At 33.7% G+C, this 14,551-nt stretch carries 8 protein-coding genes; 2 read left to right on the forward strand and 6 right to left on the reverse strand.

The annotated features are described in order from the left end of the window. Positions 1–25: 25 nt before the first annotated feature. Positions 26–652 carry an OmpA family protein gene (locus IPK88_04505; protein MBK8242665.1) on the reverse strand — a complete coding sequence of 209 codons (627 nt, stop codon included), beginning with the start codon at positions 650–652 and terminating at the stop codon, positions 26–28. Between the two features lie 324 nt (positions 653–976). Here IPK88_04505 and IPK88_04510 point away from each other — a divergent pair, with 324 nt between their 5' ends. Further along, on the forward strand, positions 977–4,291 hold the full coding sequence (locus IPK88_04510; GenBank protein MBK8242666.1) for an AAA family ATPase: 3,315 nt from the start codon (positions 977–979) through the stop codon (positions 4,289–4,291). 10 nt (positions 4,292–4,301) lie between these two features. Here IPK88_04510 and IPK88_04515 read toward each other — a convergent pair whose 3' ends face one another. Both IPK88_04515 and hemW read right to left on the reverse strand, forming a co-directional pair. Further along, positions 4,302–5,477, reverse strand: a complete 1,176-nt coding sequence (locus IPK88_04515) for a class I SAM-dependent RNA methyltransferase (protein MBK8242667.1) — start codon at positions 5,475–5,477, stop codon at positions 4,302–4,304. 170 nt (positions 5,478–5,647) lie between these two features. Further along, positions 5,648–6,796 (reverse strand): radical SAM family heme chaperone HemW, encoded by a 1,149-nt coding sequence (gene hemW / locus IPK88_04520; protein MBK8242668.1) that lies wholly within the window; start codon positions 6,794–6,796, stop codon positions 5,648–5,650. A 7-nt stretch (positions 6,797–6,803) separates the two neighbouring features. Between hemW and IPK88_04525 the strand changes: the two genes are divergently transcribed. Then, entirely contained in the window at positions 6,804–8,558 is a 1,755-nt protein-coding gene (locus IPK88_04525; GenBank protein ID MBK8242669.1) for a BamA/TamA family outer membrane protein, read from the forward strand. Here IPK88_04525 and IPK88_04530 read toward each other — a convergent pair. Genes IPK88_04530 through IPK88_04540 form a run of 3 tightly spaced genes read right to left on the reverse strand, consistent with a single transcriptional unit; the run spans position 8,545 to position 14,546 of the window. Then, on the reverse strand, positions 8,545–9,450 hold the full coding sequence (locus IPK88_04530; GenBank protein ID MBK8242670.1) for a hypothetical protein: 906 nt from the start codon (positions 9,448–9,450) through the stop codon (positions 8,545–8,547). The two genes, IPK88_04525 and IPK88_04530, sit on opposite strands and share 14 nt — an antisense overlap. A 3-nt stretch (positions 9,451–9,453) precedes the next feature. Next, positions 9,454–10,092: an O-methyltransferase gene (locus tag IPK88_04535; protein ID MBK8242671.1), complete on the reverse strand. Its 639-nt coding sequence runs from the start codon at positions 10,090–10,092 to the stop codon at positions 9,454–9,456. A 26-nt stretch (positions 10,093–10,118) separates the two neighbouring features. Then, complete coding sequence (locus IPK88_04540; protein ID MBK8242672.1) at positions 10,119–14,546, reverse strand: gliding motility-associated C-terminal domain-containing protein; 4,428 nt, start codon at positions 14,544–14,546, stop codon at positions 10,119–10,121. Between the last annotated feature and the right edge of the window lie 5 nt (positions 14,547–14,551).

Here is a 14,551-nt window from a genome sequence, read left to right on the forward strand (position 1 = left end):
AGTAGTAGGTAAATATATTTTTTATCTAGAATAACTTAACTAGAACGAGTTCAATTCGATTGTTGATCATTTGACCAACAGGAGTTTTGTTGTCTCCAACAGGATATTTGGGTCCAAAACCTTTGGCTTCTACCCTATCTTCAGTTATACCAAAGGACAATAATTGACTTTTTATATAATTGACCCTGTCTATGGTTACTTGTTCATTCTTTTTTGCCGAACCAGTATTGTCAGTGTAAGCTTCCAATCTAATCTTCATCTGAGGAAAAGCTAACATAATTCTTCCCAGATCATCGATTTCATGTCTGGTTTTTTCAATCACTACAGCATCCCTTTCATGAAATTTCAAATCCATGAATTTAAACATTTCTCCAAAATCATAAATACCAGCCCCTATAAAGGTTACCAATTGCTCTCCCAAACTACCTTCGGCCATGGGTTGTTTTGCTAATAAATCCAATGCGGCTTTAGTTTCAGGAGTCAATGCGGTTTTTTGCAAATAAATACTGTCATTTGCATTAAGGGCCTTTCCTATATCTTTAATTGGCTTTGGCTCCGTTTTCTTGCATTGCATGAAAGTCATGCATCCAATTACAGCAAGGCATTGAATAATACCAAAGCTTATGATTACAGTTGAAGTAGATTTTTTCATATTTTGTATCGCATTAGGTTAACGAAAGTAAACAAATTATGTTTGGTTAGACAGAGCTTATTAACAATAATTTAATATTTTATAACTAAATTATTCAAATTTCAATATTTTATTCGGTACCATTAAAACTCAAACAAAAATCAATGCAAATATATAATATTTTAATAATATGTAATATATTGAATGTTATAAATAAACTAACGATTGTAAAATTAAAATGCATTAACTTGGATTCATTAAGTTTTTAAAAAAAATCCAAATCATTTTTACGAAATAAAATATGGGAATTTTATCCTATCTTGGGACACCTAAAATATTTACACTTTGAACACCCCAAGCACTACATTCGATCGAATCAATGAGTTAATTGATCATACAGGAAACCTTTATACCAAAACCGTTGAACTTTTTGCTTCATTGGAAGAAATGGTCATGAGCTGGACAGATCAAAATGATTCTTTATTTGCTAATTTCAAACAACGACTTCAACAGCTTTATTATCAGCACAATATCAGTGAAGATTTATATGATCAAATCCTTGATTTTAAAAAAAATATAGAATCGTTCGGCGAATTTGATTCTGCATCTTTATTCAATGAAAATTTTCTTACCGGACTTTCTATTTTAATTCAATTAACAGCTTTAAAACATAAAGAAAGTATTCCATTCCAATTACAAACGTGGATTTTGCCGTCTAAAAATCTACATAAAAAATCAGATACTACATTTTATAAAACGATTAAAGCAAGCATTATAGAAATTGATGAATTCGTGCATTTTATTCTGGATGAAAAGGACGCCAGCATTCATGTATTAAAATTCAATTCACTGTCCTTAACCCAACAAAGTCAATTATCAAAAGCCGCTCTGATTATTAAATTTCCATTTTATGTTTGTTTTCATCAAATCGAAAAAAAAGAAGATGGTTGGAAAGCAGAAGACTTGGTAATTTTTCCAGACTATTTAATAGATGTTACATCTATTGCATCCTGTTATCAACTTAAGCAATCACAACCCATAAAACACTTTATTAATTTATTCAGCTTTTCACCTGCCGGAAAATCAATATTGTTAGGAACTGCAGTGAATGATTTTTTAGATGAATTAATTGTAAATGAAGAAGTCCAATACGATGAATTAATAACCCGCGTTTTCTATAAAAATCCATTTGCATTCAGCCTGTTGAATCAAACAGATATGAATGATTTTTTTACAGAAACTAAAAAACATTTTATACACCTTAAAGAAATGGTTCACGATCATTTTGACCAAAAAATAAAACATTTAAACCAATGTCTATTAGAGCCTAGCTTTTATTCTACTATTTATGGCATTCAGGGAAGATTAGATGTACTACATGTCTCTCCTCATGAAAAAAGAACCATCATTGAATTAAAAAGTGGTAAACCTTTTCAAGCCAATACCTATGGTATTAGTGCCAGTCATCATGCTCAGGCTACCTTGTACGATATGTTACTGCGTTCTGTGTATGAAGATGATATCGTCCAACAGAGTTTTATACTCTATTCAGCTTTAGAAAAAAATGGATTAAGATCAGCTCCATATTTACATAATATTCGTAAAGAACTTATCTATATCAGAAATGCCATAAACATGATTCATCTCCATCTGGCCTTATCTGATCCCGAAAAGGATTCGCTATTAGATAAAGTAAATATCCAGTCATTTGCAGAATCTGAAGCATTTACTCGAAGAGATGCTAATATTTGGTTTAATTCATTTAACGCTTTAAAGGAAGTAGAGAAAAGTTATATTAAACACTACTCCAAGTTTATTGCACAAGAGCAATTGATTGCTAAAACAGGACTGGTCGGCCATTTAAATACACCCGGATTGGCTTCGCTCTGGTTATGGAATAATGCTGAAAAAGAAAACCAATTTGCAATAATAACAGATCTACAAATCACCTCGATTCATCCTTCCAAAGAAGAGTCCCCACTCATAATTTTAAAAAACAAATACAACAAAAAGAAAATCACCAATTTTAGAAATGGTGACACTTTAGTTTTTTTTCCGGAGACAGAAAACAAAATAAGTGTTCTCGCTCATCAGGTATATAAATGTACCCTGATTTTAATTTCAAATGATGAATATCACATCAGATTACGAGGAAGACAATTTGATATCAGTCAGTATAATGTTGATCAACTTTGGATCTTAGAACATGATGTATTGGATCGTTCTTTTAAATATCAATACGAAAACTTGTTTGATTTTGCAAGAGCTAATGAAAACTATAGAATGAGAATGCTTGGCATGAAGCCTTCAGGAATTTTAGAATTAAATGACCAGGATACTCAATTCATTCCTCAAGCTACCAGATCTATCATTCATAAAATAATAAGTGCTGAAGATTATTTTCTATTGTGGGGACCACCAGGATCTGGTAAAACAAGTATCGTAATCAAATATTTGATTACCTATTTATTAAAATATACAGACGAACAAATTTTACTTCTGGCTTATACGAACAGAGCAGTAGATGAAATATGTGATGTGCTGGAAGCATTAGATATACCATCCAGTAAATCATTCATTAGAATCGGATCAAAATATGGCGTTAATCCAAAATATCAAAAAAATTTATTGGATGAACAATTGAGACATGTTAAAAACAGAAAAGAACTTAAAACACATCTGAATCAAACAAGAATAGTAACAGCAACGATCGCGTCCATTCAAGGTAAAAAAGAACTCTTATTATTGAAATCTTTTGATACTGTAATCATTGATGAAGCATCACAAATACTGGAGCCGAATTTAATTGGCTTGCTTTCATATTTTAAACGTTTTGTACTCATAGGAGATCATCTCCAACTTCCTGCGGTTAGTGCCATTCCTGATACTTTATCTGAGATAAAAAATGTCCCATTGAATGAATTGGGAATTCACCATTTGAATCAATCTTTATTTGAAAGATTGTTTTACCAATGTCAAACAAATCAATGGGATCATTCCTACGAAATGTTGCAAATACAAGGACGAATGCATGAACAAATTATGCAATTCCCGGCCAAAATGTTTTATGGTGGAAAATTAAATATCCTTTCCGGAAATCATGATAGTAGGCAAAAAATAAATTTAGTCAGTCAATTTCCAATGTTTGATCAACATACAGATGAAAGTATTTTTGCACAGGAACGATTGATCTATATTCCTTCTACTCCTGATAAAAAATCATCTTCCATTAAAACTCATTACAATGAAGCACTACTTGTTGTCCAGACGATTGCATCATTGAAAAATTTATACGAGAAAAATAATTTAAATTGGGACGAATCTACTCTGGGTGTCATCACACCCTATCGCGCACAAATTTCAACGATCAATAATTTATTGCACGATCATGGGTATGATGATATTCCAATCACTGTAGATACCGTAGAACGCTATCAAGGAGGAGCTCGTGATATTATCATTATTTCCACTTGTATTCACAGCAGTCGTCAATTGAATCAAATCAGTTCGATGAATGCACAAGGTGTAGATCGCAAATTAAATGTAGCTTTAACTCGAGCCCGAAATCAAATCATATTGATCGGCGATCCTACTGCATTGGATTCAGCACCTTTATATAAATCGCTGATGGCATCCTATTATAAGCTAGAAATGATCTGAAAAAATTTAATTACTCTATTGTAGGTTTATCCTGTATCGGTTTTATTTTTTTTGTGCCTTCATACATTTCATAATTGACCAATCTACCTTCAAGCGCACCATTAAATACTTTAATTTTTCTGGATGGCCGCAAGCCTACAAATTTGAGCGCTTCAAGATTAGCAGTAATCATCCAAGCATGTGTATTGGGATATTTTTGCTTTAAGGTATCTCCCAGTTGTTTGTGAAAGGTCTCCATTTCTACATCAATTCGTTCTCCATAAGGTGGATTGAATAAAATGTGCAAGGGCCCTGGATGTTTCTTTACAGAAGTAAAAAAATCCTGGAGCTCGACAGAAATAAAATCTTCAAGGCCTGCATTATGAATATTGTCAGTAGCTTTTTGAATGGCCGTCGGATCTACATCATATCCTTGAATGGTGTAATGGAAATCACGCACTTTAGATAATAATGAAGATTTAATTAAGTCAAATAATTCTGGATCCCAGTCATTCCACCTTTGAAATGTAAATTCTTTTCGATGCAAATTAGCAGGAATCCGACAAGCAATCATAGCAGCTTCTATGAGTATGGTCCCACTACCACACATGGGATCCAAAAAATGCGACTGACCTTCCCACCCGGAAAGTAACAACAATCCAGCAGCGAGTACTTCATTGATCGGTGCAATATTGGTAGCGGTTTTATAGCCCCGCTGATGTAATGACAACCCTGAAGTATCTAATGAAACCGTACAATGATCATTATTGATATGGACATTGATTCTTAGATCCGGAGAAGTGATATCCACATCTGGTCTTTTACCAAATTTATTTCTGAATTGATCGACTATAGCGTCTTTTGTTTTTTGAGCAATAAACTTGGAATGATTAAAGTATTCCGAATGGACCGTCGCATCAATGGCTAATGTTTGGTCGACTTGCATGAATTCGGTCCAATCGAATTTATATATTCCTTTATATAACTGATCTTCATTTCTGGCTGTAAAGGAATAGATGGGTTTTAAAATTTTGATGGCTGTTCTAAGTGCCAGATTCGCTTTATACATAAACCCTGTATCCCCTTCGAAACTCACCATCCGTAGACCTTCCTCAATATGAGTCGCCCCTAATTGTTGTAATTCTTTCGCAAGTATCGATTCAAAACCAAACATGGTCTTAGCGACCATTTTAAAATTATTTGCCATAATTTTTCAAAATTCAATGCAAGGTAGGGAATTAGAAGGAATCTTACGATCTAAGAAATTGTGCTCAACTGCCACGGTCTCTGAAAAAAATATTTGCCCAAATTGGACATTACTATATCATTTGCTTACTAAAATATTACATGAATACTTAGCTGAGTAAAAATAAGAATTCAATCTTCCGCAAATAATCGCATACTTAAATGATCACAAAGATGTTTTCCTGATCGTGTTAAGGTAAAGCGATTCCCACTATTATTTAACAATTCCTCCTCTACCATACCATTTAATGTAGCCAAACATTTTGAAGCATATTCCGGAAATTCCTCTTGAATAATTGTAAAGTTCAACCCTTCAATTCGCCGTAATTGCAGCATGATGTATTCATTGAATTTCTCTTTTTTGCTTAAGTTTTCAAATTCACTATAGGGCAATTTATTTTGAATAGCATGAATGTATAAGGTATTATTTGATATATTCCATTGGCGTCTTTGACCATCATATGAATGAGCAGATGGACCAAAGCCAAGATAATGGTTTCCAGTCCAATAGCTACTATTGTGTTTGGATCTCATACCTGCTTTTGCAAAATTGGAAATCTCGTACGCCTCGAATTGATTAGGAACAACCCAATCCAAAAGCATATCCATCTGACCGATGGTATGGTCATCTTTTAAAGGTGATATATTATTTTTCTTAATGTCTTGTGATAATAGCGTTTTATCTTCAACCGTAAGGGCATAGGCAGATAAATGAGGAACTTGGTAAGCGTTGATCAAGGAGAGATTATCCATCCATTGATTATCTGTGCACATGGGTATGCCGTAAATTAAATCACAACTTAAATTAGTAAAACCGATTGACAAGGCATCCTGAATAGCTTGATGACTTTGCATGGCGTCATGAGACCGATTCATCCAAACTAAATGTTCATCCACAAACGATTGAATACCTATACTTAGACGATTAATTCCTTGATTTTTCAAAATATGCAAGTAATCTTTAGTTAAATCATCTGGATTCGCTTCTAAAGTTATTTCTGCATTATTAGACACTATATAGGAATTATGAATGACTTCAAAAATTTGGGCCATTTCCTCTTCCCCTAACACAGAAGGAGTTCCACCTCCAAAATAAATGGTTTTAACATCTTTCCCTTCCGCATCAATGGCGCGTTCTTGGATTTCCTGAATTAATGCTGCAATTAATTGTTGCTTGTTTGAAAATTGCGTTGAGAAATGAAAATTACAATAGGTACATTTGCGTTTACAATATGGAATGTGTATATATAGCCCGGTTTCATTCATGATTCGTAGTCTCAAAAGTATAATGTTCTTTTATTTTTTTGCAAACTATTTTTGTATTGGACAAGAATTAAAAATCCCGAATAAAATATCAAGAGCAATTGTAGTGGATGACACTTCATATGTTATGACGTGGGGAGAAATGGATAGTGCCAAACTTAAATCCAAGATTGATGCTTGGATCTATAATGAACGCAAATCAGGACATATCTTGGCCAGCTTAGATCGGACTGAAGAATTCGCGGGTTACTATTTGCACCATTTATATCGAGGTCCCGTTTTTAAAGCAGTATTTATTGATTTTGATACCTCTAATGAAGAATTAAAATCTCGCTTCCAATATTATTTTTCAAACAAAAATCCACTTCACTATCCTGATATGATCAATCAATGGATGGCTTTGATTGTAAAACAGGATGCAGAACATGGTTATCCATTTAGCATCATAAAAGCAATAAAAGCTAAAACAAAAGGTGATACTTTATTTGCTATTATGCATTATCAAAAAGGCCCTAAACTTAATTTTCGAACGATCGAACAACGTAAAGGTTATATTGTATCAACGAAATATTTAGAGCGCTTAGCTCATTTGAAACGGGGTAAAGCATTTAATCAAAAAAGTATTGATGCATTCGAAACTACAATCAATAAGTTACCATACATCGAATCTATGTATCCTCCAAGAATTTATTTTGCAGGACAAGACATTATGTTGTGGCTTTATCTTAAAAAAAAACCTGCCAACAAATTTGACTTTCTACTTGGTGTTGCTCCCGATAATAATTCCAGTTCCAGAAAATACAAATTGACCGGTGAAGCAAGTATTGATTTATGGAACTCACTAAAAACAGGAGAACGATTGTCATTGAAGTATGAAAATCTAACCATTAATTCACCTGAATTAAAAATTATTGGAGACTTTCCTTACATTCCATTTTTACCATTAGGATTATCAGCTGCATTTAATTTAGTCAAATTTCAAGAAGATTATATCAATCTAAAAACAACTGCCAGTATAAGATATAGTTTAAAAAACAACAGCGAAGCAGGATTTACAGGGGCTGTGGATCAATCGTATCTTATTCGCTTCGACACTACTTTCATTATCAACAATAATGCACTACCCAATGAATTGGATTATCGATATTCGTCTTCAGGAATATATTTCAGTAATAATAGTTTGGATCAACTGGTATCACCAAAAAACGGATTTGAAAATCTTATTAAATTTGACCTTGGAATAAAAAAAATTAAAACCAATGACTCCTATTTAAAATATAATTCTACAGAGCGACCTATTATTGCACAATACGATAGCCTCAATGCCAACCCACTACAGCTCAACATCATTGTAAAATCGGCCTATTATTTAAATCCAAAAAAACGTCATGTCATCAAAGGTTCTTTTCAGGGACATCAATTGGTTACCAAAGGACCTATTCTCAATAATGAATTATTATTAATAGGAGGATTTAAATCGATTCGGGGATTCGATGAAGCAATTTTTAGGGCAGCAGGATACGCCATTGGAAGTTTAGAGTATCGATTTTTGTTGGATAAAAATAGTTTCTTGAATGTTTTTCTAGATGAGGGATTACTCCATCTTATGATTCAAAATCAATTACAACCTTGGGCATCATATACAGGCATAGGTGCAGGAATCCAGGTTCAAACTAAAGCTGGTGCATTTTTATTACAATTGGGTGTTGGAAAATTTCCTAAAGCCAAATTTGATTTTTCTGCAACAAAAGTACATTTTGGTTATACTAACCTCTTCTAAAACGATGATATAACTTACACATGAAATGATCTCTCCAAATCCACTCAGAATAGTTTTGTAATGTTGCTCCAAAACCTTCGAAAAAAAATTGAATTCCTGGTATATCTGAACCTTCGAAATCAAATACATCATGAGTATCTTTGTAATGATCGATTACATATTTCAATAACCCATACATGGCATTTTTTTTCTTGCCTTCTGGATTCGTATAGGACATTAAATACACCAATCTCCTTTTATAACTTAGGAAAAAAGCACCTGCAAGAGGTTGATTGGATTCATCAAAAACCATCAATAAAATTCCATTTTCTTTGTTCAATGAGGACAAAATCAATTGTTCCAAAAGGTGTTTTTCAATTCCCGAATGTCCTAATTTAGATAAACTAAATGTTTGATAATGATCTATAAATACTTCTATTTGATTTGATAATTGAATTTTCAAATTTTTGGAAGAAGCTAATACGATCTCCTTTCTATGATGCGCTGAAAATAATTGAACTCCCTGTTGGTTATATGATATTAATGACAAAACATAATTCTTACGAATTTTTGAATCCGTAATGGTCAATCCAGAATTGAATTGGCCACAAGGAAATTTTTGTTTTATTGTCTGAATAAGTTTTAATCTGTCTTTTACATCCAAAGTGTTTTGAGAAATTATATTCATTTGCTGGATAAAAGCTGGGCGGTAAACTTGTTTAATGAATATCCACTTTGTGTGATAGGCTACAGGAATTCTTGCTCCAGAAGCATTATGATAAAAAGCACCCCAATGTTGAGCAACTATATCTAAATACCAGGATGATAATTCAATTTGTTGAGAGCTAGAATGTTGTAAATATTTATCCCATTCAGTAATGTCTATTTCAGCTCTATTTTTCCAAATCCACATGAATTATTTTTTTATTGAAATAGAAATTCCATCCCGAATAGGTAGTATTAAATTCATCCAATCAGGACTTGAAGCTAAATAAGTATTATAATCATGTAACACTTGTGTTTCTCTGTCTTTAACTGAACCTAATACTTTTCCATACCACAATATATTATCTGAGATAAGTATACTTCCGGAAATCATTTCCTTCTCTACAATTTTAAGGTAATTCAAATAGTCCTTCTTTGCACCGTCAATAAACACTAAGTCCCATTGATAAGGCAATGTTGGAATAATATCTAAGGCATTACCTTTATAAAATAAAATTTGCTTACTCAATGGAATGTTTTGTTGAATGTCATCAATAAAATGATCGTACGTGCTATCGATTTCTATGGTATCCAACATCCCATCTGAAGCTAATCCTTCAGCAAGGCAAAGCGCACTATATCCTGTGAAAGTACCTATTTCTAGGATCCTTTTTGGCGATTTCATTTTAGAAATCAAGCTCAACAATCTACCTTGCAAAGGACCACTAATCATTTGTGGTGATAAAGTATGAAGATGTGTTTTTCTTTCTAAATCCTTTAGATAGTCTGGAGCATCAGTACTTTGGGATATGGAATAGCGTATTAGTTCATCTTTCTCAAAAGAATTCATGATCTCATATATTTCTTAACAACAGATTATCTGATCAATGTAATATCGCCATAGATTTTTTTCACTGTTCCTGAAATATTTACTTCTATCAGGTACACATAAACTCCCGGATTGACTGGCTTATTTTGATAGGTTCCCAACCACCCAAGTGCGGCCTGATCACTCAGGAAATTTTTTCTATCAAACACCACATTTCCCCATCGATCCAATATCGTCATTCTATCAATGGTAACTGATCCAATACTTGATGTAGGATAAAATGAATCATTGGTTTCATCGTGATTCGGTGAAAAAATAGTAGGCAAATAAATTGTAAAATCACGTTTGACTATAATTCTGATGGAGGTCTCGGAAGAACATCCATTTTTATCGGTAACAATCACCGTGATGACATCATCATGTGTTGCTGTTAGTATTGGATTAGGGCAATCACTACAACTTAATTGATCGGATGGCGACCATAATATTTTATCCACATCAGTCTGAGCAATATTTTTTATAACTAAATTAAGTTGTTTGTTGTCATTCGCCTGAATTTCAATTTGAGATTCTAATTCTACATCAACTCCGGATCCAACATCTATTTTTATTTGTTGGTCAAAAGTGCAACCGTTTCGATCTAAAATTTTAACATCATAAATACCAGATTTCAAACCATTAAATAGACTTCCAGATTGAAAGGTACTGCCCTTGTCAATGGAGTATTGATAAGGTGCTGCTCCACCATCGATAGATCCTATAATAATGGATCCATTATCTTGATTACAACTTGCATCTTGGTTATTAATTACAGCATTTCTAATCAATGCCGTGTCTTCCAAAACAAGAACAGAATCGATGATAAAACATTTGTTTCTTGGATTAATAATCGTGCACACATAATATCCTTTGGAAGTAACAGGTATTTGAGGAGAACCACTCATAAATCCATTGGGTCCTTTCCAAATGAGATTAAATCCTTGTGTGGTAGTAAAGGCTTTGATAGGTACACTTTTTCGAGTACAGGTAATGGTATCAGCAGATAGAAATATATCAGGTACTATGGTGTCTTTCGTTACTATAATTTGTTTAACAAGCGCGCAATTCAAGTTATTAGTAACTGTTACACTATACGTTCCAGGATCTGAAATTGCGGGATTTTTCAAATTACTTGAAAATCCATTCGGGCCTGACCAATTGAACTGTAATCCCAAATCTTGGGTTATTAAATTAACAAATGCATTCCTTCTGCTGCAATCCAATTTTTCGTCATTAATCTGAATTACAGGAAGTTTTCTAAAATCTTGAACGGTGATAGAATCTATAGATTCACATCCAAATGCATTGGTAACTTTAATGTAATAAGTACCGCTTTCTTGAATGATAATTTTTGAATTTGATGAATTAAAATTATTGGGGCCTGACCATTGAATCATTTTTGAATTTTGATTGTTAGTCACTTCCAAAGTTGCTGTGTTGGTTTTACAAGTTAATGAATCTAATAAGGCAAGTGATATTGTAGGTTTTATTCCAAGTTTAGTGATCATTAATTGACTTATTACTTCACAGCCATTTGGATCAATTACTTTAAGCGTATACAATCCTGAATCTGACACAATTGGATTCATCTGATTAGACATAAATCCATTGGGTCCTTTCCATTCAAAAATTACATTCTGAGTTGAGGAACCACCTTTAAGATTAAGTGAAGTTCTTGAACATGTCAGGGTATCATTGCTAGTAAATACATTAGGCAATATGTCTTTTTGAAATACAAAAACCGAATCTAAAGTGATACAACCATTAATTCCTGTTACTTGTATGATGTACCAACCGGGAGTGCTAATTGGATTTTTTTGTTGAACAGAATTAAAACCATTAGGTCCAGTCCAAGTAAAACTTGCTTGAGGATCAATGGCTTCAATTTTAATTTGGCCTGCTTGTTTGCAACTAATAGTATCTGAGCTGATTGAAACCGTAGGTTTAAGTATATCTTCGAAAATAGTAAACGATTTAGTACTTTCACAACCACTCGAATTTCTTACAGTAACACTGTATTGACCACCTTGATTTAAAACAGGATTGGCGCTATTGGAATTAAATTGATTTGGTCCTGTCCAAGAATAATTGATGATGTCTAAATCTGTTATTTTCTTGGGAGTTAGACTTGGTTTATTGCAATTAATTGTATCAGGTAATACATCAATGTTGGGTGGTAACGTATCTTGCTCTATTAATATAAATCCAGATTTTGGACAACCATTTTTGCCAATCACAACAACAATATATTCACCAGCTTCTGTAATAATAGGATTACTCAAAGTAGAATTAAAAGCATTGGGCCCAGACCATTGATAATTCAAATTGGCATTACCTGTAGGATTTAAGGCTATGGATTTAACAATACAATTCAGCGTATCAGGTACTAAATTTAATTTTGGTGTATCAATGTCTTTATAAACATGTATTTGTGCTGATGCAAGACAACCATTTGATCCGGTAACAAATAATGTATAGTCCCCGGAATCACTCACCATAATTTGGTTTGTATTTCCTAAGCCACCACCTGGGCCTTGCCACTGTATAGACGAACCCATTGTGTTTGACCCACCTTGCAGTGTAATGGTAGATTTAAGACAAGTAATGGTATCTGTAGGCATAATAAACGCATCAGGAAGTTCAGCAGATCTTGGAACATATACTGAGTCCAATCCATTACATCCTCCTGACGTCTGGATGTTGACATAATACCAACCCGAATCCGTCACACTCACTTGTTTTTGAGTAGACACAAAACCATTAGGTCCACGCCAAGAAGCAGTTCCTGATGTATCTGTAATTAATTTAATAGTTACGATTGGATTTACACAATCAAGTGTATCACTAATAAAACCAATAGGTACATTCGTTTTAAAATTAATTAAATAGAAGGAATCCATGGTCGAACAACCTAAAGAATCTTGCACAGTTAAAACATACCAACCTGTATCTTTTGCGAAAATCACATTTGCATTTGTTTTTTTACCTCCTGGACTCTTCCAAACAAAAAATGGTGCCGGGCTGATAGATTTTCCAACTAAAAATACAGAATCTTCCCCACAACGTATGGTATCCCCAATGATCTGAATATCAACATCCGTTCTTAAATCTTTGACGGTAACTTTACCAGTAGTTTTACATCCATAATCGTCTGTTACGGTTACAATATAATCTCCCGGCTCTTTTATATTCAAATCTGTGGACCGAGTAGATGTATAACTATTAGGACCCGACCAATCAAACATTGGATTCGAAGATTTAGATTTCGCTTCAATAGTGGCACGGTCTAAAACACATGTAAGGTCAGTATTTTTTAATTGCAGATCTGGTGGCTTTACACTTCCGTTTACAACTACCGTAACTGTTTTTTCACAACCATATTCACCAATAATTTTAAAGGTATATGTTCCTGGAGCATCAATAACTGGATTGGTTGTTTTGTCTCCGCTCAAAATTTTTCCATTCGTAGTAGTCCATTCATATTTAATCAAAGGTCCAGACGTTGAAGCTGATGCGTCTAAGGTAAGCGGCCGGTTATTACAATTAATATCATCTGGCTTTGCCACATCAGCAATTAAATCATAAACGGTAACAGTAACTTCATCCTTTTCAACACAACATTCTTTAACAGTAATATCATCAATAGCGCACATACTTGCAGGTCCTGATCCACTATAACTTGCGAGACAAATATTAGCTGATGTGGCATTTCCAGAATTCCAAATAAAACTACCATCGGACTCAATACACAATCCGCTAATGGCGTCTACATTTCCAATTAAGGTTCCGTTGATAGACAATCCTATGGATGGTGCTGGTCCAAAAATATACAAAATACCAAATACCTTAAATTCAATTTTATAATCCGTGTTTTTACTCGTTGGAATGGTCTGGCACCAAATATTTTGACCTGACCCCGTAGGGGTGATTACAAGGGTAAAATTCCCAATAGCAGGATTACATCCAAATGCCTGCGCTATTTGTGGTACACTCATAATCATGTATCCACCAGTAGAACCAATCAAGGCATTTACGTTGGTGTATTGTGTATAATTGGTTGTAGCAGGATTAATGACTCCTGTTTCAAAACCTCCATTGGTAATCAGATTACCGGATGTACCCATGGCTGTCAATGTATAGGTTGTAGTTGTTGCAGGATTAGCTAATGGATTTACAATCTTAGTATTACTTAATCCATCTGGTGGTTCCCATGTAAGTGAAGAATAACCACCTGAGGCCATACCTTGCAAATTTTTAGGAATACCTGCACAGATGGTTATGTCCGGTCCAGCATTTACTACAATATTACAACCATTGGCTGCTTTTGCCTGACTGGTATTTGATGTAAAAAAAGTTGTTGGTTGAATGATTTTTTGGCCTGATAAAGTCTGACACCCCAAAACAAACAAAACCAATAGTTTATATAATTGCTGCATACTTT

Origin of the sequence: Candidatus Defluviibacterium haderslevense (assembly GCA_016712225.1) — a bacterium.
Classification (GTDB): Bacteria; Bacteroidota; Bacteroidia; order Chitinophagales; family Saprospiraceae; genus Vicinibacter; species Vicinibacter haderslevensis.

What these genes read in the sequence shown, in the direction of transcription:
- IPK88_04540 (MBK8242672.1), bottom strand. Translation starts at nt 14,546, where the DNA reads ATGCAGCAATTATATAAACTATTGGTTTTGTTTGTTTTGGGGTGTCAG.
- IPK88_04515 (MBK8242667.1), bottom strand. Translation starts at nt 5,477, where the DNA reads ATGGCAAATAATTTTAAAATGGTCGCTAAGACCATGTTTGGTTTTGAA.
- IPK88_04525 (MBK8242669.1), top strand. Translation starts at nt 6,804, where the DNA reads ATGTTCTTTTATTTTTTTGCAAACTATTTTTGTATTGGACAAGAATTA.
- IPK88_04535 (MBK8242671.1), bottom strand. Translation starts at nt 10,092, where the DNA reads ATGAATTCTTTTGAGAAAGATGAACTAATACGCTATTCCATATCCCAA.
- IPK88_04530 (MBK8242670.1), bottom strand. Translation starts at nt 9,450, where the DNA reads ATGTGGATTTGGAAAAATAGAGCTGAAATAGACATTACTGAATGGGAT.
- IPK88_04505 (MBK8242665.1), bottom strand. Translation starts at nt 652, where the DNA reads ATGAAAAAATCTACTTCAACTGTAATCATAAGCTTTGGTATTATTCAA.